Origin of the sequence: Delftia deserti (genome assembly GCF_042653485.1) — a bacterium.
GTDB lineage: Bacteria > Pseudomonadota > Gammaproteobacteria > Burkholderiales > Burkholderiaceae_C > Comamonas > Comamonas acidovorans.
The window spans coordinates 6,078,486-6,104,679 of the sequence record NZ_JBHSIH010000001.1; the positions used below are offsets into that span (position 1 = coordinate 6,078,486).

General features: G+C 67.5%; 24 protein-coding genes. 18 read left to right on the forward strand and 6 right to left on the reverse strand.

What is annotated here, in order from left to right; all coding sequences use genetic code 11:
- Nucleotides 1-16: 16 nt before the first annotated feature.
- Nucleotides 17-1,012, reverse strand: coding sequence for an alpha/beta fold hydrolase (locus ACFPFG_RS28685; protein WP_183021679.1), 996 nt, complete (start codon nt 1,010-1,012; stop codon nt 17-19).
- A 144-nt stretch (nt 1,013-1,156) separates the two neighbouring features.
- Here ACFPFG_RS28685 and ACFPFG_RS28690 point away from each other — a divergent pair, with 144 nt between their 5' ends.
- The 7 genes from ACFPFG_RS28690 (at nt 1,157) to ACFPFG_RS28720 (ending at nt 8,808) form a co-directional block, all read left to right on the forward strand.
- Nucleotides 1,157-1,795 carry a TetR/AcrR family transcriptional regulator gene (locus ACFPFG_RS28690; RefSeq protein ID WP_183021678.1) on the forward strand — a complete coding sequence of 213 codons (639 nt, stop codon included), beginning with the start codon at nt 1,157-1,159 and terminating at the stop codon, nt 1,793-1,795.
- A 259-nt stretch (nt 1,796-2,054) separates the two neighbouring features.
- Nucleotides 2,055-4,022 (forward strand): acetoacetate--CoA ligase, encoded by a 1,968-nt coding sequence (locus tag ACFPFG_RS28695; protein WP_374622695.1) that lies wholly within the window; start codon nt 2,055-2,057, stop codon nt 4,020-4,022.
- Complete coding sequence (locus ACFPFG_RS28700; protein ID WP_183021676.1) at nt 4,019-5,176, forward strand: thiolase family protein; 1,158 nt, start codon at nt 4,019-4,021, stop codon at nt 5,174-5,176. Before ACFPFG_RS28695 ends, ACFPFG_RS28700 begins: the two co-directional genes overlap by 4 nt.
- Nucleotides 5,173-5,610, forward strand: coding sequence for a Zn-ribbon domain-containing OB-fold protein (locus tag ACFPFG_RS28705; RefSeq protein WP_183021675.1), 438 nt, complete (start codon nt 5,173-5,175; stop codon nt 5,608-5,610). The genes ACFPFG_RS28700 and ACFPFG_RS28705 overlap by 4 nt, the downstream gene beginning before the upstream one ends.
- 50 nt (nt 5,611-5,660) lie before the next feature.
- On the forward strand, nt 5,661-6,113 hold the full coding sequence (locus ACFPFG_RS28710) for a MaoC family dehydratase (protein ID WP_183021674.1): 453 nt from the start codon (nt 5,661-5,663) through the stop codon (nt 6,111-6,113).
- Between the two features lie 125 nt (nt 6,114-6,238).
- The gene (locus ACFPFG_RS28715; protein WP_183021673.1) at nt 6,239-7,594 is read left to right on the forward strand and encodes an MFS transporter; all 1,356 of its coding nucleotides are present in this window, start codon (nt 6,239-6,241) and stop codon (nt 7,592-7,594) included.
- Entirely contained in the window at nt 7,591-8,808 is a 1,218-nt protein-coding gene (locus tag ACFPFG_RS28720; protein ID WP_183021672.1) for an MFS transporter, read from the forward strand. The genes ACFPFG_RS28715 and ACFPFG_RS28720 overlap by 4 nt, the downstream gene beginning before the upstream one ends.
- A 228-nt stretch (nt 8,809-9,036) precedes the next feature.
- Here ACFPFG_RS28720 and ACFPFG_RS28725 read toward each other — a convergent pair whose 3' ends face one another.
- Nucleotides 9,037-11,376 carry a TonB-dependent receptor gene (locus ACFPFG_RS28725; RefSeq protein WP_197955775.1) on the reverse strand — a complete coding sequence of 780 codons (2,340 nt, stop codon included), beginning with the start codon at nt 11,374-11,376 and terminating at the stop codon, nt 9,037-9,039.
- A gap of 231 nt (nt 11,377-11,607) precedes the next feature.
- On the opposite strand from ACFPFG_RS28725, the gene ACFPFG_RS28730 reads away from it, so the two are divergent.
- From ACFPFG_RS28730 to ACFPFG_RS28745, 4 genes are all read left to right on the forward strand, one after another.
- Nucleotides 11,608-12,936, forward strand: coding sequence for an ABC transporter substrate-binding protein (locus ACFPFG_RS28730; protein WP_380109330.1), 1,329 nt, complete (start codon nt 11,608-11,610; stop codon nt 12,934-12,936).
- Nucleotides 12,937-13,018: 82 nt separating this feature from the next.
- Nucleotides 13,019-14,758 carry an ABC transporter permease gene (locus ACFPFG_RS28735; RefSeq protein ID WP_016451410.1) on the forward strand — a complete coding sequence of 580 codons (1,740 nt, stop codon included), beginning with the start codon at nt 13,019-13,021 and terminating at the stop codon, nt 14,756-14,758.
- Nucleotides 14,759-14,764: 6 nt separating this feature from the next.
- On the forward strand, nt 14,765-15,856 hold the full coding sequence (locus tag ACFPFG_RS28740; protein ID WP_380109332.1) for an ABC transporter ATP-binding protein: 1,092 nt from the start codon (nt 14,765-14,767) through the stop codon (nt 15,854-15,856).
- Between the two features lie 83 nt (nt 15,857-15,939).
- On the forward strand, nt 15,940-16,851 hold the full coding sequence (locus ACFPFG_RS28745; protein ID WP_380109334.1) for a LysR family transcriptional regulator: 912 nt from the start codon (nt 15,940-15,942) through the stop codon (nt 16,849-16,851).
- Here the strand turns inward: ACFPFG_RS28745 and ACFPFG_RS28750 are convergent.
- On the reverse strand, nt 16,824-17,471 hold the full coding sequence (locus tag ACFPFG_RS28750) for a TetR/AcrR family transcriptional regulator (protein ID WP_380109337.1): 648 nt from the start codon (nt 17,469-17,471) through the stop codon (nt 16,824-16,826). The two genes, ACFPFG_RS28745 and ACFPFG_RS28750, sit on opposite strands and share 28 nt — an antisense overlap.
- 320 nt (nt 17,472-17,791) lie before the next feature.
- Here ACFPFG_RS28750 and ACFPFG_RS28755 point away from each other — a divergent pair, with 320 nt between their 5' ends.
- From ACFPFG_RS28755 to ACFPFG_RS28765, 3 genes are all read left to right on the forward strand, one after another.
- Nucleotides 17,792-19,216: an amino acid permease gene (locus tag ACFPFG_RS28755; RefSeq protein WP_380109339.1), complete on the forward strand. Its 1,425-nt coding sequence runs from the start codon at nt 17,792-17,794 to the stop codon at nt 19,214-19,216.
- A 21-nt stretch (nt 19,217-19,237) separates the two neighbouring features.
- Complete coding sequence (gene hppD / locus ACFPFG_RS28760) at nt 19,238-20,332, forward strand: 4-hydroxyphenylpyruvate dioxygenase (protein ID WP_013801567.1); 1,095 nt, start codon at nt 19,238-19,240, stop codon at nt 20,330-20,332.
- A 104-nt stretch (nt 20,333-20,436) separates the two neighbouring features.
- On the forward strand, nt 20,437-21,498 hold the full coding sequence (locus ACFPFG_RS28765; protein ID WP_380110350.1) for an aldo/keto reductase: 1,062 nt from the start codon (nt 20,437-20,439) through the stop codon (nt 21,496-21,498).
- Nucleotides 21,499-21,515: 17 nt separating this feature from the next.
- Here ACFPFG_RS28765 and ACFPFG_RS28770 read toward each other — a convergent pair whose 3' ends face one another.
- The 3 genes from ACFPFG_RS28770 to ACFPFG_RS28780 are packed head-to-tail and all read right to left on the reverse strand — an operon-like array spanning nt 21,516 to nt 22,920.
- Nucleotides 21,516-22,157, reverse strand: coding sequence for a hypothetical protein (locus tag ACFPFG_RS28770; protein WP_380109341.1), 642 nt, complete (start codon nt 22,155-22,157; stop codon nt 21,516-21,518).
- Nucleotides 22,154-22,369 (reverse strand): helix-turn-helix domain-containing protein, encoded by a 216-nt coding sequence (locus ACFPFG_RS28775; RefSeq protein ID WP_013801570.1) that lies wholly within the window; start codon nt 22,367-22,369, stop codon nt 22,154-22,156. Before ACFPFG_RS28775 ends, ACFPFG_RS28770 begins: the two co-directional genes overlap by 4 nt.
- Before the next feature lie 2 nt (nt 22,370-22,371).
- Nucleotides 22,372-22,920: a DUF2975 domain-containing protein gene (locus ACFPFG_RS28780; protein WP_013801571.1), complete on the reverse strand. Its 549-nt coding sequence runs from the start codon at nt 22,918-22,920 to the stop codon at nt 22,372-22,374.
- Nucleotides 22,921-22,977: 57 nt separating this feature from the next.
- Here ACFPFG_RS28780 and ybaK point away from each other — a divergent pair, with 57 nt between their 5' ends.
- From ybaK to ACFPFG_RS28800, 4 genes are all read left to right on the forward strand, one after another.
- The gene (gene ybaK, locus ACFPFG_RS28785) at nt 22,978-23,472 is read left to right on the forward strand and encodes a Cys-tRNA(Pro) deacylase (protein ID WP_012206589.1); all 495 of its coding nucleotides are present in this window, start codon (nt 22,978-22,980) and stop codon (nt 23,470-23,472) included.
- Nucleotides 23,473-23,640: 168 nt separating this feature from the next.
- A complete protein-coding gene (gene plsY / locus ACFPFG_RS28790; protein ID WP_380109344.1) occupies nt 23,641-24,321 on the forward strand; it encodes a glycerol-3-phosphate 1-O-acyltransferase PlsY in 681 nt (226 codons plus the stop codon).
- A 98-nt stretch (nt 24,322-24,419) separates the two neighbouring features.
- Complete coding sequence (locus ACFPFG_RS28795; RefSeq protein ID WP_380109346.1) at nt 24,420-25,952, forward strand: DUF4178 domain-containing protein; 1,533 nt, start codon at nt 24,420-24,422, stop codon at nt 25,950-25,952.
- An 18-nt stretch (nt 25,953-25,970) separates the two neighbouring features.
- Nucleotides 25,971-26,189: a DUF350 domain-containing protein gene (locus ACFPFG_RS28800; protein ID WP_013801574.1), complete on the forward strand. Its 219-nt coding sequence runs from the start codon at nt 25,971-25,973 to the stop codon at nt 26,187-26,189.
- Nucleotides 26,190-26,194 lie beyond the last annotated feature (5 nt).

Here is a 26,194-nt window from a genome sequence, read left to right on the forward strand (position 1 = left end):
GGCATGTCGATACCGGTCAGACCGTGAGAAAACCTTCGATCAGCCCTGCCACGGCGGCCGGCTGATCGTGGTGCAGCATGTGGCCCGCATCCTGGACCACGGCGGTGCGGCAGTCGGGGATCTGGCGGATGCGTTCATGGTATTCGGCCAGCGTATAGCGCTCCTTCCACCACATGCCCAGGCTATCGTCGCTGGCCTCCACGGCCAACACGGGGGCGGTGATGGCGGCGTACAGGGCCAGCATCTCGTCCACGCGGAACAGCTGGGCGCTGACCAGCTTGTGCGCCGTGTCGCCCAGGATCTCCCAGCGGCCTTCGGCGTTGGGCGCCGCCCAGTGGTGGGCCAGCCACAGGGCCTTGTCCTGCGGCAGGCGCCGATTGGTCTTCATGAGCCGCTGGGCCACTTCCTGCACGCCGGCATAGCTCTTGAGTGCGAGCTCGCCGCTGCGCAGCTGGCGCAGCTCGTCCATCCACTGTGCATAGCGCCTGGGCGCCTGCGCCGGCCGGGTGGCAGGCATGCCGAAGCCTTCGAGGTTGACCAGGCGGCGTATGCGTTGCGGCCGCGCGCCCGCATACATCATGGCCACATTGCCGCCCATGCTGTGGCCCACCAGGTCCACGGGCGTGTCGCCGACCAGGGTGTCCAGCAGATGGTCCAGGTCGCCCAGGTAGTCGGCGAAGTCGTGGCGGTCGCAGGGCCCGGCAGGACGGCTCAGCCCGAAGCCGCGCCAGTCGGCCGCGATGATGCGCCGGCCCGCCATGAAGGCGTCGCCAAAGGCATCGACCACGAACTGATAGGAGGCCGCGACATCCATCCAGCCATGGGCCAGCACCAGCGGCGCCAGCGCCGGGTCGCCATCGACAGCCCCCCATTCGCGCACGTGGTACTCCAGGGTCCGCACGGGCACCATGCGTGAACGCCAGGGGCGGATGGGAACATAGATCGGCGCTTCATCGGCGGCTGCGGCACAAGAGGTGGTGGGAGATGTGGTGGAAGAGGGGGCTTGCAGCATGCCGTCGATTATTCCGTTTTGCTGCTGTGCAGCAGTCAGGGGCGGGACAGGGGAGGTGGGGGATTTCCCCTGGGCCGGAGCCGGGCCGGGATGGCATGGAGGGCTTGCGTGGAATGGCTTGACCGGTCGGTACATTGAAATATCATGCAGCAAACCCATCCTGAAAGAGCGACCGTGGAAATCATCGACTATCCCGACTTGCCTCAGCGCGAGCGCATCCTCAAGATCGCGGCGCAGTTGTTCGCCAGGCTGGGCTACAACGCCGTCGGGATGAGCGAGTTGCAGCAGGCGGTGAAGCTGGGCCGCGGCGCGTTGTACCACCACATCCGCAGCAAGGAAGACCTGCTGTACGACATCTCCCGCGAGTACATCCGTGAGCTGGCCCAATCGGCCCGGCAGATACAGGCAGAGGTGGACGACCCCGTGCAGCGCCTTCAGCGTCTGGGTACCTATCTCGTGCGAAAGATCGCCTCCCATCAGGCAGAGCTGACGGTCTGCTTCAGGGAGGTGTCCTCGCTCACCGCCGAACGGCATGCGGAGGTCATGGGCTGGCACGCCCAGTACGAGCGCGTCTGGCGCGACACCATGGTGGACGGCGCCGAGGCCGGCAGTTTCTGCCCCTACGACCCCGTCGTGCTCAAGGCCGTCCTGGGCATGTACTTTTACAGCTATCTGTGGATGAAGCCCGATGGCGCCCTGGGGCCCGAGATCATCGCGGACCGGCTCAATGGCCTGGCCCGCAGGATGCTGGCCATGGCTCCCCATCCGGCACATCCGTTCTGAGGGTTTGTCCCGGCGCGCGGACCTTCATTCTTCGGCACATTGGAGTTAGTACCGACCAATCGGTACAAGCCAAATGCTCTTTTGTGAGCGGAGGCAGACCCATTGAAAAATCTGTCCTGACAGGGATATGCCCAGCCGGACTAGATTGTTGTCAATGGTTGATGGAGGTTCCGGAGAGCTTCTGGAGGTTTGGGAAGAAGTCCTTTTGTGTCTTGATATTGTACCGATCGGTCGATACTTTGAAGAAGAGGGTCAAGCCATGCAGTCCTGCGAAGACAACTTGTTGTGGAGTCCTGGCGAGGAGTCCCTGGAGACATGCCATCTGGCCCGGTTCGCCCGGCGATATGGATTCGATCCCTCAAGGTATGACGAACTGCACCGCTGGTCCATCAGCGACCTGGACGGGTTCTGGAACGCCGTCTGGGAGTTCGGCTCCGTGGTGGGCGAACGGGGTGACACCGCACTGGTGCGGCGTGGCGATGGAGAGATGTTCGGGGCCCGCTGGTATCCGCAGGCACGGCTCAATTTCGCGGAGAACCTGCTGTGCGGCGACGATGGGCGTCTGGCCGTGATCGAGTTCGATGAGTCGGGCCTGCAGCGCGAGCTGACCATGGGGCAGCTGCGCGCGCATGTCTCGATGCTGCAGCAGGGCCTGCGCGCGCTGGGGGTCGGTCCTGGCGACGTGGTCGGCGGCATTCTTCCCAACCACCTGGAGGCCCTGGTCGCCCTGCTCGCGGCGGCTTCCCTGGGGGCCGTATGGGTGTCGTGCTCCCCGGACTTCGGCGCACCGGGCATCGTGGACCGCATCGGGCAGGTGCATCCCAAGGTGCTGTTCGCGGCGGACAGCTACGTCTACAACGGCCAGCGTTTCGAGATGGCCGACAGGCTGGGGCAGGTGCTCCAGGGATTGCATGGCCTGGAGCACCTGGTGGTGCTGGGTGACCCGGGGCGGATTCCGTGCAGCCAGGGGGTGAAGGTCTGGTCATGGCGGGACGTCAACCTGGCGCAGTCCGGAAAGGTCGACTTTGAGAAGCTGCCCTTCGCCCATCCCTTGTATGTGATGTTCACTTCAGGCACCACCGGGCTGCCCAAGGCCATCGTGCATTCGGCTGGCGGTACCCTGCTGCAGCATCGCAAGGAGCACCTGCTGCACTGCGATGTGCAGCCTGGCGATGTGATGAGCTGGTACACCAACACGGCCTGGATGATGTATCACTGGCTCATCTCGGGACTGGCCAGCCAGGCTGCCGTGGTGCTTTATGAGGGCGCTGCCATCGTCAAAAGGCCGCAGGGCGATGATCCGGGCAACCTCTGGCGCATGGCGCAGCAGGCCGGCATCACGCATTTCGGGACCAGTCCGCGCTATCTCGCCGCGCTTGCGGCGGCCGACTACGAGCCGGGTCATCGGCATGACCTGGGCGCGCTGCGCAGTGTGCTGTCCGCAGGCGCTCCCGTGCAGCCTGAGCAGTTCGACTGGCTGTACCGCGCAGTCAAGAAGGACATGCTCTTCGCCTCCATCTCGGGCGGCACGGAAATCATGGGTTGTCTGGTGCTGGGCTCGCCCCTGCATCCTGTCCGGCGGGGCGAAATCACCTGCAAGGCGCTGGGCCATGCGGTCGATGTGGTCGATGGCCGTGGCGCCAGCGTCGTGGGGCGCAAAGGCGACCTGGTGTGCACGCAGCCGTTTCCCAGCGCCCCCCTGACCTTCTGGGGAGACGATGGTGATGCCCGGTACTACGCCGCCTATTTCAAGGAGCGGCCGGACATCTGGACCCATGGCGACCTGGCGGAGCAGACCGTGCGCGGCTCCCTGGTCATCTACGGGCGTACCGACACCACGCTCAAGCCCGGCGGCGTGCGCATCGGTACGGCCGAGATCTACCGAGTGGTCGAGGCGCGGCCCGAGATCGAGGACGCGCTGGTCTTCGGCCGCCCTGTCGATGGCGATGAGGAGATCATCCTGTGCGTCGTGATGAAGGCGGGCATCGCGCTCGATGATGCCCTGCAAAGGCGCATTCTTTCGGACATTCGCTTGCAGGCATCTCCCCGCCATGTGCCACGCCGGATCTTCCAGGTGACGGCGATTCCGTACACGCTCAACGGAAAGCGTGTCGAAGGCGCGGCCAGGGCGATGGTGTCTGGACAGCCCGTCAGGAACCAGGGCTCGCTGATCAATCCCGAGTCTCTGGCGCAGTACGCCGAGCTGATGCAGCGGGAGGCCGTATGAACAGGCGCTCATGGGGAGCCATCGCCGGCATCGGCGAACTCAGGCCGGTCCGAAGGACCCAGGGCGCGACGACCCTGGACCTGATCGCTCAGGTGGCGCGGCTGGCCGTGGCGGACGCCGGGCTGGACAAGGAGGCCATTGACGGGCTGCTGGTCGGCCCCCAGGTGGGTGAGACGCCCCAGCATGTTCCGGCCACGGTGGCGGAGTACCTGGGCCTTCAACCGAAGATGGCCAATGTGGTGGACCTGGGAGGGGCCTCGGGGCCTGGCATGGTGTGGCGTGCGGCGGCGGCCATTGCCACGGGCATGTGCGAAGCGGTCCTTTGCGTCCTGGCCAATACGCGCGAAGCGGATGTTCCCCGCTCCCCGAACCGCAACCCGATCCGCGAGTTCGATGTGCCCTTCGGCGCATCGGGCGCCAACATCTCGTATGCGCTGCCCATGCAAAGGCATATGTCCCAGTACGGCAGCACGCCCGAGCAGTTTGCCGCGATTGCCGCGTGGGCGCGGCACAACGCGCAGTTCAACGAGGACGCGATCTTCCACGGCCAGCCGGCCAGCGTGCAGGACGTGCTGGCGTCGCCCCTCATTGCCGCACCGCTGCACCTGTACGAAATCGTCATGCCCGTGGCCGGTGGCGAGGCCGTCGTCGTCGTCAGCCCCGAACGCGCACGTGCGCTGGGCCACCGGCCCGTGCATCTGCTGGGCGCCGGCGAAAAACTCACGCACCGGGCCATCAGCCAGGCGCCCAGCCTGACCAGTGGACCGCTCAAGCCCGCCATGGCCCAGGCGCTGGCACAGGCGGGCGTGGGCGTGGAGCAGATGAGCCTGCTGTCCCTGTACGACTGCTACACCATCATGGTCGCTCTGACGATCGAGGATGCCGGGCTGTGCGCCCCGGGGCACTTCGGGTACTGGCTGGCCGACCACCGCCTGGGCTTTGACGGCGACAAGCCGCTGAACACCCATGGCGGCCAGCTGGGATTCGGCCAGCCCGACCTGGCGGGCGGAATGACGCATGTGGTGGAAGCCGTGCGCCAGCTGCGCCATACGGCAGGCAGGCGCCAGATCCGCAACGCCGAACTGGCCTTGGTCACGGGCAATGGCGCCACCGTCAGCGAAGCCGTGGCGCTGGTACTGGGAGCCGACGCATGAACCCCATCGAGCAGTTCGAGCGTCTCAACGCTCCCGCCCCCATTCCCACGCAGATCTCGCGGCCGTTCTGGGAAGGCAATGCAGCCGGGCGCCTGGTAATGCAAAAGTGCGGGGACTGCGGTGCCTGGGTCTTCTATCCCCGGGGGCATTGCCCCCATTGCTGGGGCGCACGGCTGGCCTGGTCCGATGCGCGCGGCAACGCGAGGCTGGAGAGCTTTTGCATCGTGCACCGGCCTGGGCATGACGCCTGGAAGGCCGCGGCCCCCTATGTCCTGGCCATCGTCCGGCTGGAGGAAGGCCCTTCGATGCTGAGCACCCTGGTGTGCCCGGCGCATGAGGTGCCGGATATCGGCACGCCTGTTCAGGTGCGCTTTGTCCGGATCGGACAGTTCACCCTGCCCATGTTCGAACCCGCCCGTCAACGGCGGTCGTGAAGGCCACTGCCTTGCCGTCCGCAGACTCCACCCCCTGGAAAGGATCCGCCATGCCGAATGCGCAAACAGCCTGGACGAACACCCTCAATGGCATGCCCAGGGTGGGCGATGCCGCCACCCGTGACAAGACGATGAGCCGGCGTGACATCGAGTTGTTCACCGAGATCAGCGGAGACCGCAATCCGTTGCACTTCGACGAAGCATTGGCCCGCGCATCCCCGTTCGGCGGCCTCATCGTGCAGGGCGGCGTCACTTCGGGCCTGCTCAATGCCCTGGTCGCGCAGGATCTTCCGGGCCCCGGCTCCGTGTTCCTCGGCATGGAGCTGAGCTTCTCCAAGGCGGTGTATGTCGGCGATACGGTCACTGCGCGGCTGGAGATCAAAAGCGTGCGCGAAGACAAGCCGATCTGCAAGGTCGAGGTATCGGTCAGCAACCACAAAGGCGAGGTCTGCCTGAGCGGCACGGCGACCACCTTCACCGTCGCGCTCAAGGGCGGCACGTAGAGGTCCGCGCGAAGGCCGTCAAGGCGGCCACTTCTCCATTTCGCAAGCGCATCCAGGGCGGGCCGGCGGCCTGCCAGGGGATGGCTTTGCCCCAACGATCCTGACAAGCAACGGGAGTGAGATCCATGACACAGGCAACCAGCGCCGGTGCGGTTCGCGGCGTCCAGGCAAGCGCCACCTCGCAACACGGCCAGCATCGCAAGGTCGCCGCGGCAAGCCTCATCGGCACCGCGGTGGAGTGGTACGACTATTTCATCTACGGGACCTACGCGGCCCTGCTGTTCCCGAAGCTCTTCTTTCCGGGCATGGACCCCCTGGCAGGAACGATTGCGGCCTTTGCCACCTATGCCGTGGGCTTTGCGGCCCGGCCGGTGGGCGCGGCCGTGTTCGGCCACTACGGGGACCGGGTCGGCCGCAAGGCCATGCTGGTGATATCCCTGCTGATGATGGGCGGCAGCACGGTGCTCATCGGGCTGCTGCCCACCTACGGCACGGCCGGGATCTGGGCGGCCGTGCTGCTGTGCGTGCTGCGCCTGGTGCAGGGTTTTGCCGTGGGCGGCGAGTGGGGCTCCGCCGTGGTGATGGCGGTCGAGCATGCACCCGCAAACCGCCGGGGCCTGTATGGCAGCTTTCCCCAGATGGGCGTGCCGCTGGGGCTGCTGCTGTCCACGGGGGTCTTTGCCATCACCTCGGCCAGCCTTTCCGAGGCGGACCTTCTTGCATGGGGCTGGCGCATTCCGTTTCTGGCGAGCATCGTCATGATCGGCATCGGCATGTTCATTCGTCTGGGCGTGCAGGAGTCACCCGTCTTCGAGAAGTTGAAGCAGACCGGGCAGCAGGCCCAAAGTCCGGCCGCAGACCTGCTCAGGCGCCACCGGCGCGTGCTGCTCGTCACCATCGGCATGAAGATGCTGCAGAACGCCGTCTTCTACATCTACAGCGTCTTCATGCTGAGCTACATCGTGGGTGTGTTGCACATGCCGCGCTCGGTGGGCCTGAACGCCGTGCTCATCTCCTCGGTGATCGGCCTGGCCACGATCCCCCTGTGGTCCTGGCTGTCGGATCTGATCGGCCGCAAGAAGGTCTATCTGTTCGGCAACATCGCCTCCATGGCCTTCGTGCTGCCGTTCTTCGCTCTGGCCGAGACCGGCAGCGTGCTGCTGATCACCGTGGGCATGGTCGTCGGCCTGAACGTGCTGCACGATGCCATGTATGGCCCGCAGGCGGTCTATTTCTCCGAGCTTTTCGGAACCCAGGTCCGCCTGAGCGGCGCCAACATCGGCTATGCCATCGGTGCCGTCCTGTCGGGTGGCCTGGCGCCCATGATCGCCACGGCGCTGCTGGCCGCCCAGGGCGGCAAGACCTGGGGTATCGCCCTATACCTGCTGGGCCTGGGTGCGATCAGTGTCGTCGCTACGCTGTGTGCACGCGAGACATACCGGGAAGGCCTGGATGCAGCCTTGAACCAGGAAGGCTCATGACATATGTGGCTGAACGAAACGGCGGGCCTGCAACGGCGGCTCGCGGCCCCGTCGGCGTGGTCGCCCTGGCGCAACTGCTGGGCACCTCCCTGTGGTTCAGCGCCAACGGCGCCGCTGACGACCTGGCGCGCTCCTGGCATGCGACGTCGACCGACATCGGCTGGCTGACGGGGGCGGTACAGCTGGGCTTCATCCTGGGGACGCTGTTCCTGTCGCTCAGCGGCCTGGCCGACCGTTTTGCCGCCAGCAGGATCTTCGCCGCTTGTGCGGTGGCGGGAGCCTTGCTCAACGGCGCCTTTGCCTGGCTGGCACGGGATGTGACCAGTGGCGCCGCCTTGCGCTGTCTCGTCGGTATATCGCTGGCGGGGATCTATCCGTTGGGCATGAAGCTCATCGTGTCCTGGAATCCGCAGCGGGCCGGGGCTTCGCTGGCCTTGCTGGTCGGCATGCTCACGCTGGGGACGGCACTGCCGCATGCGCTGCGCGCCCTGGGCGTCGGCTGGCCCTGGCAGTACGTGGTGGGCACTTCCTCGCTGCTGTCCCTGGTGGCTGCCGCAATGGTCTTTCTTCTGGGGGACGGGCCGCACCTTGCTGCGGGTCGTTCCAAGCCCGCGTTCAGGATGGCGAACGCGCTGGCGGCGCTGCGGTCGGCGGACTTCCGGTCCGCGTCGCTGGGCTATCTGGGGCACATGTGGGAGCTGTACGCGTTCTGGACCCTGGTGCCGCTGCTGGTCTTGCGCACGGGCCTGGCGTCGGGTGGTCCTTTGCCGGTGGCCGGCATGTCCTTTTTCATCGTCGCCGCAGGCACCGTGGGTTGCCTGGCGGGCGGGGTCCTCAGCCGCAGGTGGGGTAGCCCCGCCACTGCGGCGGTCGCCCTGGCGGTGTCCGGCCTGTGCTGTCTGTGCTTTCCCTGGATTGCCCGGTCCGCGGGCCAGGCACCGCTGCTCGCGTTCATGCTGCTGTGGGGCGCCACCGTGGTGGCCGATTCGCCCCAGTTTTCCGCCATGGCCTCCGCCAGCTGCCCGCCCCAGGCCGTGGGGTCCGCGCTGGCCCTGCTGAACTCGGCGGGATTCGCCGTTACCGTGGTCGCCATCGCCGCAGCGACATCGCTGGCCGATGCCCTGGATCTGCGCGTGTCCTGGCTTTTGCTGCCGGGTCCGGTGCTCGGGCTCATCGGGATGAGCCCGTTGCTGAGGAAGGCGCAGGCCTGTTGAGCGCCTGGCGCAGCCGGATGCTGGCCAGCCGTGCCCTTGCGGGGCTGCCGCGCGTTGGCGGGACGGCAGGCCTTCGGCGTGCACGCCAAGGTCATGAAGCCGCATGAACCATGCGTACCGAGATGCGGACCCCATTCGCGTACGTGGTACTGGAGGTTGCGCATCGGCATCATTTGACGCCCCAGGGGAGCAGCCGCAGCCGGGCTGTCCTCGGGGGCATGGCCGTGCTCAGAACCGCATGTCCGCACTGACCAGGAAGGTGCGCGGCGCGCCCAGGGTGACCCGGGAGCCGGCCCAGTTGGCGGAGTTGGCGTAGAGCTTGTCGCCCACGTTGTCGATGTTCAGGCGCAGCGTCAGCTGGGGCGATACGGGATAGGCCGCCATCAGGTTGACCACGGTGTAGCCGGGCAGGCGTCCGGCCTGGCCATTGGGAATCACGCGGTCGGCCGTGTCGGGGCGGCCGACCCAGGACTTGCCCGTGTGCCGCAAGCCCGCGCCCAGGGTCAGGCCCATGGGCAGCTTGTAGGTGGACCACAGGCTGGCGGCCACTTTGGGGGTGAAGGCCAGTTCGTCGCCGTTGGTGCTGCTCACGCCATTGGCGTAGTCGCCCTTCAGTGCGGCGTCGATGGCGGCGTTGTGCCGCCTTTCGCTGTCCAGGAAGGTCAGCCCGCCGAACACCGACCAGGCCGAGGTCACGGCGCCGGCAATGCTCAATTCCAGACCCTGCACGATCTGCCGGCCGTAGCCCACGGGCTCTGCGGCGGCCGGGCCCATGGCGATGCGGCTGCGCTCGGTGCGGAACAGGGCCGCCCCCGTGGACAGGCGATGGTCGCGCAGGTCCCATTTGGCGCCGACCTCGTAGTGGGTGGAGCGCTGGGCCTTGGAGTTGCGGTGGTTCTGCCCTGTCCACCCGGGGAAGGCGTTGTCGCCCTCGCGCGAGATGTCCGAGCCCGACAGGAAGGAGCCGGGGGGCAGGGCCGACTGGCCATAGGAGGCATAGATGCTGGCCTGGGCCACGGGCTTGTAGATGACGCCGAGCTTGCCGCCGAAGGTGGTTTCGCTGCGCTCATAGCCATCGGGGCCCTGCGGCGCGCCGGCGGCCGTGCGGCTGTCCAGCCGGGTCCGGTAGCGCTCCAGGCGCACACCGCCGGTCATCTGCCACTGCGGCGAAAACTCCACGGTGTCGTAGGCATACAGCGCCACGGTCTGGATGGTGACATCGGCGATCTGCGAGGCCACGGGCCCCACGAAGCCGGCCAGCGGCCGCCGCGGATCGGGGTTGAACAGGTCGGTGGTGCCCGCATTGCCCAGCACGCCATTGGTGGGATAGCGGTTGGCCGAGGAGGTCTCGCGGGTCAGCTCCAGCCCCGCCGCCGCGCGGTGCTGCAGGCCTGCGGCCGTGAAGTCGGCGCTCAGGTTGGTCAGGTTGCCCACCGATGTGTTCTCGCGCTGGTAGGCCTGGCGCTGCGTGGTCACGGTGGCCGTAGCGGCCGCATAGGCCGTGGGCACGGTGAACAGTGCCTCGCGCTCGGTGCGCGCCCAGCGCGTGTGGTTGCTGATGCGCAGCGTGGGCGAGATGCGGTGCTCCACGCGCGCCAGCAGGGCATTCGAGGTGCTGTCGTCATAGTCGGACAGCAGGCCGTAGAAGTTGGAGCGGCCGGCCGTGGCCGAGACGGGGTCGTAGCGCATCATGCCCTTGACCATGGCGGCCGGCACGCCCCAGTCGGGCCGGCTGTCCTGGCGCAGGTGCTGGTAGGACAGGGTGACGGTGGTGGGCTCTCCCAGCCCGAAGGCGACCGATGGCGCAAAGCCGAAATTCCTGACGTTGGCGTATTGCCGCCCCGCGATGCCGCTGTCTTCGGCCAGCAGGTTCAGGCGCCATGCGGCATTGCGCTCGCCGATCCGGCGGTTGATGTCGGCCGTGGCCCGGCGGCGGTCACCGGAGTCGTCGTTGTCGAAGCCGTAGCCGAGGGTGCCGCCCACGAAGTTGTCCAGCGCGGGCGACTTGGACTGCAGGTTCACGTAGCCGCCGGCCCCGCCGCGGCCGTTGTCCGCCGAGGGGCCCTTGATGACTTCCACGCGCTCCAGGTTGAAGGTGTCGCGAGCGTAGGTGCCCGAGTCGCGAAAGCCATCGACGAAGATATTGCCGCTGGTGTCGAAGCCGCGCAGGCTGAAGCTGTTGGTGCTGGTGGAAAAGCCGTTCTCGCCCGCGTTGAAGGTGATGCCGGGGGTGTTGCTCAACGCTTCCGTGAGGTTGCGTGCACCTTGCTCGGCGAGCAGCTCCCGGGGAATGACTTGCACGGTCTGTGCCGTGTCCAGCAGCGAGGACGTGGCCTTGAGGGAGGAACTGGCGCCCTGCCGATAAGGGCTTTCGGCGGGGCCGGTCACCTGCACTTCGGGCAGGGTGGGCGCGGGGCTCGGAGCCTGGGTCTTCGTCTGGGCCAGGCTGGCTTGGGCCGAGAGCATGGCCAGCACGATGGGGGAGTAGGCGAAGACGCGGCGGCGTCGGGATGCGATGGCCATGGCGTAAGGCTCCTTCTGGTGGCGGTTGTCAGGGGGCGCGTGCATGGTCATGAATTTCTTTGACGCGACAAATGAAAATGATAGTAATTATTAATCGCTTTCCGTCAATATCCCGCAGGCAGAGCAAGGACATCCTGCGCCGGGAGTCATGCGGCGGGTTAACCCGGCCCGCGCCGCCGCTGATGCACGGCATCAGAAACAATGATTGGCCGGCCGGGCCGGCGCTGCCTACAGTGGGTTGCAGATTGACCGCACAACAACCCGAAGGAGACAGCGATGCAGCAACGCAGATGGCTGACGGCCGCCATGGCCGCAGGATTGTGGGGCGCCGCCATGGCGGCCCAGGCCGGCACGGTGACGGTGCTGACCTCGTTTCCCAAGGAGCTGACCACGGCCTACCAGAAGGCCTTCGAGGCGGCCAATCCGGGGATCAGGATTGAGATCCTGAACAAGAACACCACGGCCGCCGTGGCCTATGTGCGCGAGCTGCCCGAGGGCCAGCGGCCCGACATCATGTGGGCCAGCGCCCCTGATGCCTTCGAGGTGCTGGCGCGCAACAAGCTGCTGACCGCCGCGCCCGAGACGCGCAATCCGGCCGCGCCCGCCAAGATCGGCAACTACCCGCTCAACGACCCGCAGGGCCTGTACTACGGCCAGGCGCTGGCCGGCTACGGAATCATGTGGAACACGCGCTACCTGAAGGCGCACAAGCTGGCGGCGCCCAAGGAGTGGAGCGATCTGACGCGGCCCGAATACTTCGGCCACATCGCCATCTCCTCGCCCTCGCGCTCGGGCACCACGCAGTTGACGGTGGAGACCATCCTGCAGGGCGAGGGCTGGGACAAGGGCTGGCGCCAGCTGCTGTCCATGATGGGCAATGCCGCCGCCGTGACCGACCGCAGCTTTGCCGTGCCCGATGGCGTGAACAACGGCCAGTACGGCATAGGCATCGTGATCGATTTCTTCGGGCTGGCGGGCAAGTATTCGGGCTTTCCGGTGGACTTCGCCTACCCGGCGATGACGGCCGTGGTGCCTGCCAACATCGCGCTGATCGCGGGCGCCAAGAATGCCGATGAGGCACGCAAGTTCATGGCCTTCACCATGTCGGTGCCGGGCCAGCAGCTGCTGTTCGACCCCAAGATCAGCCGCCTGCCCATCCTGCCCTACAGCCAGCTCAAGGCGCCGGCCGGCTACCCCGTGCCGCAGGAGGTGGCGCAGCGCGCCAAGGTGCAGTTCGACGCCAACCTGTCCGAGTCGCGCTATGCCGTGGTGATCAGCCTGTTCGACCAGATGGTGACCTTCCGGCTCAAGGAACTGCAGGCGGCCACGCGCGCCATCCAGGAGGCGCACAAGGCCCTGCAGGCCAAGCCCAATGCCAAGGGGCAGGAGCTGCTCGCGCAGGCGCGCGACATCGCCTACTCGCCGCTGGTGGGCGAAGCCAATGTGAAGGACGAGCAGTTCCTGGAGCTGTTCCGCAAGAGCCGGCGCGATGTGGCCGTGTCCAAGGAGCTGACGGGCCTGGAGCAGATGTGGGCCGACAAGGCGCGTGCCAACTACGAGCGCGCGGCCAAGCTGGCGGCCGAGGCGCGCGGCCTGGCCCGGTAAGCGCGGTAAGCGGCGCGGGCGCCCGGCACCGGGCGCCTGCATGCACTCCCCCTGGCAGCCTCTTTCGCTGCGGAGCATTCGCATGAGCATCGATTCCATGGCGGCGCCCGGCGCCGCCCCCCTTGCTGCGCGCGCGCGGCGCATTCCGTCGGGCTGGGGTCCGTGGCTGGCCTTCGCGCTGATCCTGGCCTTTTTGCTGGCCTTTCTCATCGTGCCCGTGGGCATGGTGGTCTACACCGCCTTCATCAATGAAGGCGGCGGGCTCACGCTGGGGCACTTCGGCAATTTCTTCGGCCAGACCGTCTTCCGCGAGTCGTTCTTCAACAGCCTGGGCGTGTCCCTGGCCAGCGTGTTCTTCGCCAGCCTGATCGCCGTGCCACTGGCCTACCTGACGGTGCGCTTCGAGTTCCGGGGCGCGCTGCTGATACAGACGCTGGGCGTGCTGCCGCTGATCATGCCGCCCTTCGTGGGGGCGGTGGCGCTGCAGCTGATCTTCGGGCGCAGCGGCTCGGTCAACCTGCTGCTGGACGACTGGTTCGGCTTCACCGTGCCCATCATGGAGGGGCTGACGGGCGTGATCTTCGTGGAGAGCATCCACTACTTCCCGTTCATCTTGCTCAATCTCGTGGCGGCCATGCGCAACATCGACGGGGCCATGGAGGAGTCGGCGCTGAACCTGGGCTCGCGCGGTTTCCGGCTGTTTCGGCGCGTGATCTTTCCGCTGGCCATGCCCGGCTACCTGGCGGGCGCGGCCCTGGTGTTCGTCAAGGTGTTCGACGACCTGGGTACGCCGCTGGTGATGGGCGTGACCAATATGCTGGCGCCCCAGGCCTATCTGCGCATCACCTCGGTGGGGCTCGATGATCCGCTGGGCTATGTGATCAGCGTGATCATGATCGCGTTCTCCATCGTCGCCCTGTGGCTGGCCGCGCGGGTGATGAAGGGCAAGGACTACGCCACGCTGCAAAAGGGCGGCAGCGCGCTGCAAAAGCGCCGGCTGTCGGCCTGGGAGGCGCTGCTGGCCTATGGCTGGATCGCCCTGGTGCTGCTGGTGGTGCTGGCGCCGCACATCGGCATCTTGCTGATGTCGTTCTCCAAGGTCTGGAGCTTCTCGGTGCTGCCCGACAGCTACACGCTGGAGCACTACGCCACGGTGTTCACCGACTCGGGCTACATGATCGGCAATACGCTGCTGTACTGCCTGATGGCGGCGGGCATCGACGTGGTGATCGGCACCGCCATCGCCTACCTGATCCTACGCACCCGGTTGCCTGCCCGGCAGTGGCTGGACTACCTGGCCTCGGTGGCGCTGGCGATTCCGGGGCTGGTGCTGGCCATCGGCTACCTGCGCCTGTTCAAGGGCGTGAACCTGCCCTTCACCGATACGCCCATCGTCACGACCTGGGTGCTGATCATGCTGGCCTATGCGGTGCGGCGGCTGCCGTATGCGCTGCGCTCGTGCATGGCGGCGCTGCAGCAGGTGCACATCTCGCTGGAGGAGGCCGCGCAAAGCCTGGGCGCGGGCCGCACCAGCGTGATACGGCGCGTGATGGTGCCGCTGATGGCCGGCGGCATCCTGGCCGGCTTCGTCACCAGCTTCATCACGGCGGCCGTGGAGCTGTCGGCCACCATCATGCTGGCCTCGGCCCAGAGCCAGGCGCCCATGAGCTACGGCATCTACCTGTACATGCAAAGCATCTCGGGGCGCGGGCCCGGTGCGGCATTGGGCGTGCTGGCCGTGGTCGTGGTCGGCCTGGGCACGTATTTCTCGCACCGCTTCGTGGAGCGTTCGCGCGCCACCGTGCAATCGACTTCGGAGTGAAACGCCATGCACCTGGACCCTGTCTCCCTCGAATGCAGGCACATCAGCCTGAGCTACGGCAGCAACGAAGTGCTGCGCGACGTCAACCTCAAGATCGAGCCCGGCGAGTTCTTCGCGCTGCTGGGGCCTTCGGGCTCGGGCAAGTCCACGCTGCTGCGGCTGATCGCGGGCTTCAACCGGCACCAGCGCGGCGAGCTGCTGGTGGGCGGGCAGGACATCACGGGCGTGCCGCCGCATGCGCGCAACATCGGCATGGTGTTCCAGAACTACGCGCTGTGGCCGCACATGACGGTGTACGACAACGTGGCCTTCGGCCTGGTCGAGCGCCGGGAAAGCCGCGACACCATCCGCCGCAAGGTGGGCGAGGTGCTGGAGCTGGTGGGCCTGTCGCAGTACGCGCAGCGCCGGCCTGGCCAGCTGTCGGGCGGGCAGCAGCAGCGCGTGGCGCTGGCGCGCACCGTGGTGATCGCGCCCAAGCTGCTGCTGCTGGACGAGCCGCTGTCCAACCTCGACAAGCAGCTGCGCGTGCAGATGCGCGAGGAACTGCGCAGCCTGCAGCGCAAGCTGGGCCTGACCACCATCTTCGTCACCCACGACCAGGAAGAGGCCATGACCACGGCCGACCGCATGGCCGTGCTGGACAAGGGCGTGTTGCAGCAGGTGGGCTCGGCGGCGGGGCTGTACGACTATCCGGCCAACCGCTTCGTGGCGGGCTTTGTCGGCACGGCCAATGTGCTGGAGGGCGAGGTGCTGCCGACGGCAGGCGAGTCGCTGGCCTTCAAGGTGCCGGGCCTGGGCACGCTGACCCTGCCGCGCCCGGCCCAGCCGCCCGCGCCGGGGCGTGCGGCGCTGGCCTTCCGTCCGCACCAGGTGCAGATCGCGGTGCGCGACGATGCGGGCGATGCCTCGCGCGTGTGGGTGGAAGGGCAGATCGAAAGCGCCGAGTTCCTGGGCGAGTTCTCGCGCTACCGCGTGCGCGTGGGCGAGGTGGCTGTGGTCGCCGACCAGGCGCACTACGCGGGCATTGCCATGTTCCCCATGGGCATGCCGGTGCGCCTGGGCATCGAGCCCACGCAGCTGCGCTACCTCGACGAGTGAATGATGAGACGGCTAGGGATGTTCCCTGAAACCCGGGCCTGCCCGGGCTGCAGGCCCTGGCGCCTGCGCTAGGCTGGCCGCCCATGGAGATGTATCAGCTGCGCGCCTACGTCACGGCGGCCACGCTGGGCAGCGTCACGCGCACGGCCGAGGCGCTGCACCTGACGCAGCCCGCCATCACGGCCCAGATCAAGGCGCTGGAGGAAGAGCTGGGCGTGGCGCTGTTCGACCGGCGCCCGGGCCGCATCAGCCTCACGCGGGCCGGCGAGGCCCTGATGGAGCCCGCCCGGCAGGTGCTGGATGCGGCGGGTCGGCTGCAGGGCCAGGCCCGCGAGCTGCAGGGCGAGATCACCGGCCAGCTGCTGCTGGGCACGGTGGCCGACCCCGAGGCGCTGCGCCTGGGCTCGCTGCTGCATGGCCTGGTGGAGGCGCTGCCACTGCTGGACATCAAGACACGCCAGGGCTGGGCCGAGGAGCTGCGCGCGCAGGTCGCGGCCGGCGGCCTGCAGGGCGCGTTCTACATCGGCGCCCACATGCCGCGCGACCTGGGCGCGCTGGTGCTGCAAACGCTGCACTACCGCGTGGCGGCGCCGCCCGCGCTGCGCGAGCGCGTCCTGCAATCGGGCTGGAAGGACCTGGCGCAACTGCCCTGGATCGGCGCGCCCGCGCAGCACCATGAGCAGGCCCTGCTGCTGGCGCTGTTCGCCCGCCAGGGTCTGAGCCCCAATCAGATCGTGGAAAGCGATGCCGCCGCCGCGCCCGAGAGCCTGGTGCGCGCCGGCCTGGGCCTGGCGCTGCTGCGCGAGGACCGCGCCCTGGCCGCGGCCGAGCATGGCTGCGTGGCCATCTGGCCGCATGCGCGCGTATCGGCGCAGCTGGGCTTCATCCACCCGCGCGAGACCGAGCACGACCCGGCCCTGGTGGCCACGCTGTCGCAGCTGCGCAGGGTCTGGGGGCTGACCGAGGTTCAGACGGCGGGGCCGCCGCCGGCCTGAGGGGTGCCTGCCTGGACGATGGCCTCGACCAGCGCATCGAGGCTGCCCTGGCGTTCCTGCTCGCCCACCTCGAACAGCTCCAGCACGCCGGTGCCGCGCAGGATGGCGAAGGCCATGGCCGCAAAGCCCTGGGGGCGGGGATGGTGGGCCGCGATCTCGGGGAAGACGTCCAGGAAGCGGGCGTAGAACACGCTGTCCACATGTACCCGGCGCGCGTCCACGCGGTCGAACAGCGAGGGGGAGGCCTTGCAGCCGAAGAACATGCTCCAGGCCGCCTGGTAGTTGGCCGCGCCGAAGATGTTGTCCCAGGCCAGGGTGACGAAGGCCTCGGCGCGTTCGCGCAGGGGCAGGGCCTTGTCGGGCCAGACCGTGCCCTGGTCGCTCAGCGGCTCCATGACCTCGATGACCAGCCGCTCCATCAGCGCATCGCGGCTCTCGAAGTGGTGCTGCAGCGCGCCCAGCGACACATCGGCGCCGCGCGCGATGGCCTGCAGCGTGGCGCTCTTGAAGCCGCCCTCGCGCAGCAGCGCCAGGGCGGAGTCGATGATCTTGCGTTGCGTTGTCTCCACACGCTCGGTCTGCGGCGTGCGTGCGCGCCGCTGCGTGGCGGACGTCGTCATGTTCTGGGCTCCAGAGGGCAAAAAAATAATAGTAGATTGTTTTTGTTTGTTGCGGGCGTTCAACCGTTGCCGGAGTGCGGCATGGCGGGAGGCAATGCGTCGATCGCCTTCGCTACTCCTTCTTCTTGGGCTTGTCCATAGGGATAAATTACAAGAAATAATAATTTATTGTTTTTTATAGTTGATACCCATCAACAAGGGGCGCACAAGGCCCCGCATTCCAACAGGCATCCCACGAGGAGACATTGCCGTGAAGACCACCGAAGTGTTCCAACCCCTGCGCCGCCGCGCGCCTTGCTGAGAGCCGGAGCACCCCCTTGATGCACAGTTCTTCTTCGCAGGGCCATCTGGAGCGCAGGCTCAAGAACCGCCATATCCAGCTCATCGCGCTGGGCGGCACCATCGGCACGGGCCTGTTCCTGGGCTCGGCCGGCATCATCGAGCTGGCCGGGCCGTCCGTGCTGCTCGGCTACGCCATTGGCGGGCTGATCATCTTTTTCATCATGCGTTTCCTGGGCGAGATGCTGGTCGAGGAGCCCAACGCAGGCTCGTTCAGCTATTTCGCCAACCGCTACCTGGGCCGCTTCGCGGGCTTTCTGGCGGGCTGGAACTGTGTGGCGCTGTATGTGCTCGTGGGCATGCTGGAGCTGACGGCCGCAGGCAAGTTCATCCAGTTCTGGTGGCCCGGCATACCCACCTGGGTGACGGCGGCGGTGTTCTTCGTGCTGATCAACGGCGTGAACTTCATCAACGTCAAGGCCTATGGCGAGTTCGAGTTCTGGTTCGCGCTGATCAAGATCGCGGCCGTGCTGGCCATGATCGCTGCGGGCGTGTACCTGCTGGCCAACGCCGACCGGCCCGAGCAGACCGTGCGCAACCTGTGGACGCACGGAGGCTTCTTTCCCAACGGCCTGTCCGGCCTGGTCATGGCCTTCGCCTTCATCATGTTCGCCTTCGGCGGCGTGGAGATGCTGGGCTTCGCGGCGGCCGAGACCGACCAGCCGCGCACCGTCATCCCCAAGGCCGTGAACCAGCTGATCTACCGCGTGCTGGTGTTCTACATCGGCTCCATGGCCGTGCTGATGTCGCTGATGCCCTGGACCGATCTGCTGGGCCAGCTCAAGGCCGGCGGCGACACCTACAGCAGCAGCCCCTTCGTGCTGGTGTTCTCGGGCCTGGGCGAGAACACTGCCGCCCACCTGTTGAACTTCGTGATCCTCACGGCCACGCTGTCGGTCTACAACAGCATGGTCTACAGCAACAGCCGCCTGCTGTACGGCATGGCCAGCGAAGGCAATGCGCCGCGCTCGCTGATGCAGGTCAACCGCCGCGGCGTGCCGGTGCGAGCCATCGTCTATCCGGCCATCTTCACGGCGCTGGCCATCGTGCTGAACTATGTGGCGCCAGCCGGTGTGCTGGAGTTGCTGATGTCGCTGATCGTGGCGGCCCTGGTGATCACCTGGACCATCATCATCGTGGCGCACTGGCGCTTTCGCCGGGCGCATGTGGCGCGCAAGACCGTGCTGGGCTTTCCTGCACCGGCCGCGCCGCTGACCAACGCCATCTGCCTGGCCTCCATGGCCCTGGTGGTGGGCGTGATGCTGCTGACACCGTCGGTGCGGTCCTCCGCGCTGGCCATTCCGATCTGGGTCCTGGTGGTCTACGGGGCCTATCGCCTCGTGTTCCGCCAACGTCCCACGCCTGTGCTGGAATCCGTACTGGAACCCGCGCACATCCCCCGTTGAAACCTTCAAGGAGAACCAACCATGGCAGACCTGTTCGACAACCCGATGGGCCTGATGGGCTTCGAATTCGTGGAATTCGCGTCGCCCGCGCCCGGCGTGCTGGAGCCGCTGTTCGAGAAGCTGGGCTTCACCCTGGTGGCCAAGCACCGTTCCAAGAACGTGCTGCTGTACCGCCAGGGAGGCATCAACTTCATCATCAACAATGAGCCGGGGCAGGCCGCCTATTTCGCGGCCGAGCATGGCGCCTCGGCCTGCGGCCTGGCCTTCCGCGTCAAGGACGCGCACCAGGCCTACAAGCGCGCGCTGGAACTGGGCGCGCAGCCGGTGGAGATCCCCACGGGTCCCATGGAATTGCGCCTGCCGGCCATCAAGGGCATCGGCGGCGCGCCGCTGTACCTGATCGACCGCTTCGACGAAGGCAAGTCCATCTACGACATCGACTTCGAGTTCCTGCCCGGCGTGGACCGCAACCCCAAGGGTCACGGCTTCCATGTGGTGGACCATCTGACGCACAACGTCTACCGCGGCCGCATGACCTACTGGGCGGACTTCTACAGCAAGCTGTTCAATTTCCGCGAGATCCGCTACTTCGACATCTCGGGCGAGTACACGGGCCTGGCCTCCAAGGCCATGACGGCGCCCGACGGCCTGATCCGCATTCCGCTGAACGAGGAATCGCGCCAGGGCGGCGGCCAGATCGAGGAGTTCCTCATGCAGTTCAACGGCGAGGGCATCCAGCACATCGCGCTGCTGACGGACAACCTGCTGGACTCCATCGACCAGCTGCAGATGGCCGGCATTCCGCTGCTGACCGCACCCAACGACATCTACTACCAGAACCTGGAAGGCCGCCTGCCCGGCCACGGCCAGCCCGTGGGCGAGCTGCAGGCACGCGGCATCCTGCTGGACGGCACGACCGAGGGCGGCCAGCCGCGCCTGCTGCTGCAGATCTTCTCCCAGCCCATGCTGGGCCCCGTGTTCTTCGAGTTCATCGAGCGCAAGGGCAACTACCGCGAGGGCTTTGGCGAAGGCAACTTCAAGGCGCTGTTCGAGTCCATGGAGCGCGACCAGATCAACCGCGGCGTGCTGCAGACCGAGGCACCGCAGGGCGCCTGATCCCGACGGACGCAGCGCGCCCGCCCGGCCCTGGCCGGGTGGGCGCGCTGTCGTCAGGGTAAACACGGGCGGCCCTACACTCGGTGCCCATGAATTCCCCCTCGATGCAACCGGTGGCGCTCGGTAAAAGCGCATTGCAAGTCAGCCCCATCTGCCTGGGCACCATGACGTTCGGCGAGCAGGTCGGCGAGGCCGAGGCCTTTGCCATCATGGACCGCGCGCTGGAGCGCGGCGTGGACTTCTTCGACACGGCCGAGATGTATGCCGTGCCCGCACGCGCCGAAACCTGCGGCGCCACCGAGACCATCATCGGCCGCTGGTTCGCCCAGCGCCCCGGCGCGCGTGCCAAGGTGGTGCTGGCCACCAAGGTGGCCGGTCCTTCGCGGGGCATGCCCTGGGTGCGCGAGGGCAAGGGCATGACGGCGGCCGACATCGCCGCCTCCTGCGAAGGCAGCCTGCGCCGCCTGGGCACGGACGTGATCGACCTCTACCAGATCCACTGGCCCGAGCGCAACGTGCCGGCCTTCGGCCAGCTGTACTACGACCCGTCCAGGGAAAGCTCGCAGACCGGCATCCACGAGCAGCTCGAGGCGCTGGGCCGCCTGGTCCGGGAAGGCAAGGTGCGCCACATCGGCCTGTCCAACGAAACGCCCTGGGGCGTGCACGAATTCGTGCGCCTGGCCGAGCAGCACGGCCTGCCGCGCGTGGCCTCGGTGCAGAACGCCTACTGCCTGCTCAACCGCAGCTGGGAAAACGGCATGGACGAAAGCTGCCACCGCCTGGGTGTCTCGCTGCTGGCCTATTCGCCGCTGGCCTTCGGCCTGCTCACGGGCAAGTTCGACGTGCATGCGCCCACCGATCCCGCTGCGCCGCAGGCTGCACGCATTGCGCGCTACGAATCGGTGCGCAAGCAGCGCTGGGGCCGGCCCGAAGCCCTGGCCGCCGCGCGCCGCTACAACGCGCTGGCGCGCGAGCACGGCATGACGCCCACGCAGCTGGCGCTGGCGTTTTGCTACACCAAGTGGCAGGTGGCCAGCACCATCATCGGCGTGACCTCGGTGGCCCAGCTCGATGAGGACCTGAACGCCTGGGGCACGCAACTGTCGCCCGAACTGCTGTCGGCCATCGACGCCATCCGCTGGGAAGTGCGCGACCCTGCGCAATAGGCCTAGGCCCTGCGCCTTCAGCGGCTGCACTCGCCCTTGAGCGCAGCGGCCGCCAGCATGGGCAGGCTCAGCAGGCCCATGCCGCCGCCCTTGAACTCGCCCTTCATGCAGTCGCCCTGCGCGGCCTCGCGCATGCCGCTGGCCAGCGGGTCCTCGCGCTGCGCATGGATCTGGGGCCTGACCAGGCCTTGCCGGGCCGCCGACTGCACGGCCTCGCGGCCTGCGGCCGAGTCCAGCAGGCGGCCCATGGCCCTGGCGCTGCGCGCCGTGTCCGGGGCGGCTTCGGTGTCGGCGGGCACAGGCGCTTGCGGCGCGGCGGTTGTCGCGGCCTGCTCCGTGGCCTTTGCAGCCCCTGCGCCTTGCCTTGAAGGCGGTGCGACGGCGGCGGTGTCCGGCCGCCGCGCAGGCTTGGGCACGGACGCGGGCGCGGGCGCGGGCGCGGGCGCCGGTGCGGGCCGGGCAGCCGCTGGAGCAGGAGAGGGGGCCGGCGTCGGCGTCGAAGTCGGCGTCTCGACCCAGACGACCTGAAGGCGGTGCGCCTCGGCCTGCCCGGTGCCGGGCCGCGCAATGTCCGGGGCCAGACCCTGCCACAGCAGCACCCCATGCAGCAGCAGCGACAGCAGCAGGCCCGCGATCAGCCGCAGGCGTCCGCTGCTCAAGCCTCGGGCCCTGCCACCCATTCCAGCAGGTCGCCGGGCTGGCACTGGAGCGCCTCGCAGATGCGCTCCAGCGTGTCGAAGCGCACGCCGCGCACCTTGCCGCTCTTGAGCAGGGAAATATTCTGTTCGGTGATGCCGACCATCTCGGCCAGTTCGCGCGAGCGCATCTTGCGGCGCGCCAGCATCACATCGAGGTGGACGATGATGGGCATGCTCAGACGAATCCCGCGTTCTCGTCGGCGATGCGCCGCGCCTGCAGCATCACATGGGCGATGGAGACCAGCACCACGCCGAGCAGGACCAGCAGGCCATCGTGCCAGTACAGGCCCAGCGTGACGAAGCGCTGCCCTGGCGGATTGCCCATGCTGGCCGCCACCGACATCAGCGCGCGCGTGAAGGGCAGGGCCAGCGCGCCCGCCAGCACCGTCCAGGCAAAGCGCATCAGGGCGTGCTGCGCCTGCTGGCCGAAGACACGGCCCTGCAGATACTCGCCGAACAGTGTCCACAACTGGCGCAGCGCATACAGGCCGCAGCCCACGGGCAGCAGGCTGACCAGTGCGGTGCGCCAGCGCGCAGCCATGTCCAGCGGCTGGCCGGGCGGCATGCCCAGCAGGCCTTCCGCCTGGCCCGAAAGATCTTGCGGCGACAGCAGGGCGGCTGCCGGCAGGGCCAGCAGCGCGACGGCACCGAGCGCAATCAGGATGCGCGCCGCCTGGGAGTGGCGCCTCAGGGCGTTGCCCGCGGCGTGGGGCGTATAGTTCATGGCACAGCCTTGTATTGATGAATCGATAAAAAATTATTGTAAAACGATAAAAAATTCATGTCCAAGAAAAACTCTCATGTCAGCGAGACACCGGCCACGCAGCTGCTGCGCGCCCACAAGGTGGAGTTCACCGAGCACCCCTATGAGTACCTGGAACACGGCGGCACCGAGCACAGCGCGGCCAGCCTGGGCCTGGACGAGCACATGGTGGTCAAGACCCTGGTGATGCAGGACCAGGACGCCAGGCCGCTGATCGTGCTCATGCACGGCGACTGCAAGGTCTCCACCAAGAACCTGGCGCGGCAGATCGGCGCCAAGAGCGTGGAGCCCTGCAAGCCCGAAGTCGCCAACCGCCACAGCGGCTACCTGGTCGGCGGCACCTCGCCCTTCGGCACGCGCCGCGACATGCCGGTCTATATCGAAGAGAGCATCCTGGCGCTGCCGCGCATCGCCATCAACGGCGGGCGCCGGGGCTTTCTGGTGCAGCTGGACCCGCAGGTCTGCGTGCAGCTGCTGGATGCACGGCCCGTGCACTGCGCGCTGGCAGAATAGATGCCCTGAAGAAATGAACAGGACTTGCGCACACGGGAAGGCGGCCACCGCCCCCCACGGGTTCGCGCAGGTCCTGATGAAAAACATGTGTCGGCGATCAGGGAGGGCGGGCCATTGCGGCCGGCCGGATCGCGCGCCGGCGCTCCACAGACCGGCCAAGGACTTCAATTGAACGCGCTCTACCCCCTTCTCGCCACCGTGGCGGCCTACCTGATCGGCTCGCTGTCGTTCGCCGTCATCGTCAGCCGGGCCATGGGCCTGAATGATCCGCGTACCTATGGCAGCGGCAACCCCGGTGCCACCAATGTGCTGCGTTCCGGCAGCAAGGCGGCCGCAGCCGTGACCCTGCTGCTGGACGCCGCCAAGGGCTGGCTGCCCGTGGCCCTGGTGCAGTGGTTCGGCAGCCGCTTCGGCCTGGGCGACGGCACGGTGGGCATGGTGGCGCTGGCCGCCTTCCTGGGCCACCTGTACCCGGTGTTCTTCCGCTTCAAGGGCGGCAAGGGCGTGGCCACGGCCCTGGGCGTGCTGCTGGGCATCAGCGTCTGGCTGGGCCTGGCGGTGGCGCTGACCTGGCTGATCATTGCCGTGTTCTTCCGCTATTCCTCGCTGGCGGCCCTGGTGGCCTCGGTGTTCGCCCCCGTCTACTACCTCCTGTGCAGTGGCGTGGTCTGGTATGCCGAGACGCCGATTGCCGCCGCCATCGTCGCCATGGCGGCCCTGCTGATCTGGCGCCACCGCGAGAACATCCAGCGCCTGATGGCTGGCAAGGAATCCAGGCTGGGCAGCAAGAAGGCCGACCCGGCAGCCGCCGCTGCCAAGCCCGGCACGGCCAAAGGCAAGCCGCATTGACCGCCGCCACCGCGCTGCGCTCCACGGGCGCAGCTTGCGTGAATGGCGTGGCCGGCCAGCCGCGCTCCAGGCCCTCTCACCACTGACGACCTTCCCACATGGCATCGAGTCCATCGCAGCGCGTCTACCGCGCACCTTGCCCCGGCTGCGGCGCGCCCGTTGAATTTTCCAGCGCCCAGGCCAGCTACGCCGTCTGCGAGTTCTGCCGCAGCACCGTGGTGCGCCAGGGCGATGTGCTGCAGCGCCGCGGCTCCATGGCCGAGGTCTTCGAGGACTACAGCCCCCTGCGCATCGGCGCCACGGGCCAGATGCTGCGCAACGGCAAGCCCGAGCACTTCACCCTGGTCGGGCGGCTGCAACTCAAGAGCGAGGCGGGCGCCTGGAGCGAATGGGTGGCCGCGTTCAGCGATGGTGCGCTGGGCTTTCTGAGCGAGGACAACGGCCAGTTCGTCTGGTCCTGGCCCTGGCAGGCCGAGGTCCTGCGCAACGGGCCGTTCAAGGCCTCCGACTGGCTGCTGGGCTCGCAGCACGTGCTGGGCGGCAAGAGCTTCACGGTCAGCAGCGTGCAGAACGCGCGGCTGGTATCGGCCCAGGGCGAGCTGGCGCAGCTGCCCGAGCCCGGCACGCCGTACCGGCTGGTGGAGCTGCGCAGCGAGCAGGGCCAGGTCCTGTCCGTGGACTTCTCGGCCCAGCCGCCTGCGTTGAGCCTGGGCGAACGCGTGGTGCTGGACGACCTCAGGCTGCAGGGCCTGCGCGACGGCGCCTCGCTCAAGGGCGAACAGGGCCGGCACTTCAACTGCCCCAAGTGCGGCGCCGTGGTGCCTGTGCGCTTTTCCACCACCAAGAGCCTGAGCTGCCCCAGTTGCGGATCGCTGGTGGACCTGAGCCAGGGCATTGGCAAGGAGCTGTCCTATGCGGAACAGAACGAGCCCGTGCGCCCCGCCATCCCGCTGGGCAGCAAGGGCGCATTGGAAGGCCTGCAGTGGCAGGTGGTGGGCTTTCAGCACCGCATGGGCCAGGAGCCTGGCGACGATGAGAGCTTTGGCTGGGAGGAATACCTGCTGTTCAGCCAGAAGGCCGGCTTCGCCTTCCTGGTCGATTCCTCCGATGGCTGGAGCATGGCCCGCGTGACCACGGGCGTGCCCAAGCTCTCCAAGAACCGCAGCACGGCCAAGTACATGGGCCGGCAGTACCAGCTTGAATCGCGCTACACCGCCGAGACCACCTATGCGCTGGGCGAGTTCTACTGGCCCGTGCAGCGCGGCCAGACCACGCGCAATGTGGACTATGTGAGCGCAGGCGCGCAGAACAAGGCCTTTCTGGCCAGCGAGACCGAGAACGGCGAGACCACCTGGTCGCATGGCAGCGCCGTCTCGGCCACCACGCTGGCCACGGCCTTCGGCCTCAAGCAGCTGCGGGACCGCTCGCAGGTCGGCGTGATGTCGGGCAGCCGCTTCGGCCTGTGGACCATCGTCATCGGCGTGGTCATCCTGTGGCTGGTGTTCGTCATGCTGCGCGGCTGCATGTCGCGCCCGAACTGCGACCCGAACACCGATCCCAACTGCAACAGCTACACCCGCAGCAGCGGCGGCTCCTGGGGTGGCTACACCTCGGGCGGCAGCCACAAGTAAACAACGGAGAAACTGATCATGAACTTCGACTGGTTCAACCCCGCCGCCTTCTTCGGCTCGATCCTCTATGCGCTGGTGGGCGTGGTGGTGTTCTGGCTGTGCTTCATCATCATCGACAAGATCACGCCCGTGGACATGTGGGCCGAGATCGTGGAGAAGCACAACAAGGCGCTGGCCATGGTGGTGGCCGCCATGTGCCTGGGCATCAGCATCATCGTCGCTGCCGCCATCCACTGAGCGAG

Bases quoted from the DNA above. Each gene is read 5' to 3' on its own strand.
- ACFPFG_RS28685 (WP_183021679.1), bottom strand. From the start codon at position 1,012: ATGCTGCAAGCCCCCTCTTCCACCACATCTCCCACCACCTCTTGTGCC.
- ACFPFG_RS28690 (WP_183021678.1), top strand. From the start codon at position 1,157: ATGCAGCAAACCCATCCTGAAAGAGCGACCGTGGAAATCATCGACTAT.
- ACFPFG_RS28695 (WP_374622695.1), top strand. From the start codon at position 2,055: ATGCAGTCCTGCGAAGACAACTTGTTGTGGAGTCCTGGCGAGGAGTCC.
- ACFPFG_RS28700 (WP_183021676.1), top strand. From the start codon at position 4,019: ATGAACAGGCGCTCATGGGGAGCCATCGCCGGCATCGGCGAACTCAGG.
- ACFPFG_RS28705 (WP_183021675.1), top strand. From the start codon at position 5,173: ATGAACCCCATCGAGCAGTTCGAGCGTCTCAACGCTCCCGCCCCCATT.
- ACFPFG_RS28710 (WP_183021674.1), top strand. From the start codon at position 5,661: ATGCCGAATGCGCAAACAGCCTGGACGAACACCCTCAATGGCATGCCC.
- ACFPFG_RS28715 (WP_183021673.1), top strand. From the start codon at position 6,239: ATGACACAGGCAACCAGCGCCGGTGCGGTTCGCGGCGTCCAGGCAAGC.
- ACFPFG_RS28720 (WP_183021672.1), top strand. From the start codon at position 7,591: ATGACATATGTGGCTGAACGAAACGGCGGGCCTGCAACGGCGGCTCGC.
- ACFPFG_RS28725 (WP_197955775.1), bottom strand. From the start codon at position 11,376: ATGCACGCGCCCCCTGACAACCGCCACCAGAAGGAGCCTTACGCCATG.
- ACFPFG_RS28730 (WP_380109330.1), top strand. From the start codon at position 11,608: ATGCAGCAACGCAGATGGCTGACGGCCGCCATGGCCGCAGGATTGTGG.
- ACFPFG_RS28735 (WP_016451410.1), top strand. From the start codon at position 13,019: ATGAGCATCGATTCCATGGCGGCGCCCGGCGCCGCCCCCCTTGCTGCG.
- ACFPFG_RS28740 (WP_380109332.1), top strand. From the start codon at position 14,765: ATGCACCTGGACCCTGTCTCCCTCGAATGCAGGCACATCAGCCTGAGC.
- ACFPFG_RS28745 (WP_380109334.1), top strand. From the start codon at position 15,940: ATGGAGATGTATCAGCTGCGCGCCTACGTCACGGCGGCCACGCTGGGC.
- ACFPFG_RS28750 (WP_380109337.1), bottom strand. From the start codon at position 17,471: ATGACGACGTCCGCCACGCAGCGGCGCGCACGCACGCCGCAGACCGAG.
- ACFPFG_RS28755 (WP_380109339.1), top strand. From the start codon at position 17,792: ATGCACAGTTCTTCTTCGCAGGGCCATCTGGAGCGCAGGCTCAAGAAC.
- hppD (WP_013801567.1), top strand. From the start codon at position 19,238: ATGGCAGACCTGTTCGACAACCCGATGGGCCTGATGGGCTTCGAATTC.
- ACFPFG_RS28765 (WP_380110350.1), top strand. From the start codon at position 20,437: ATGCAACCGGTGGCGCTCGGTAAAAGCGCATTGCAAGTCAGCCCCATC.
- ACFPFG_RS28775 (WP_013801570.1), bottom strand. From the start codon at position 22,369: ATGCCCATCATCGTCCACCTCGATGTGATGCTGGCGCGCCGCAAGATG.
- ACFPFG_RS28780 (WP_013801571.1), bottom strand. From the start codon at position 22,920: ATGAACTATACGCCCCACGCCGCGGGCAACGCCCTGAGGCGCCACTCC.
- ybaK (WP_012206589.1), top strand. From the start codon at position 22,978: ATGTCCAAGAAAAACTCTCATGTCAGCGAGACACCGGCCACGCAGCTG.
- ACFPFG_RS28795 (WP_380109346.1), top strand. From the start codon at position 24,420: ATGGCATCGAGTCCATCGCAGCGCGTCTACCGCGCACCTTGCCCCGGC.
- ACFPFG_RS28800 (WP_013801574.1), top strand. From the start codon at position 25,971: ATGAACTTCGACTGGTTCAACCCCGCCGCCTTCTTCGGCTCGATCCTC.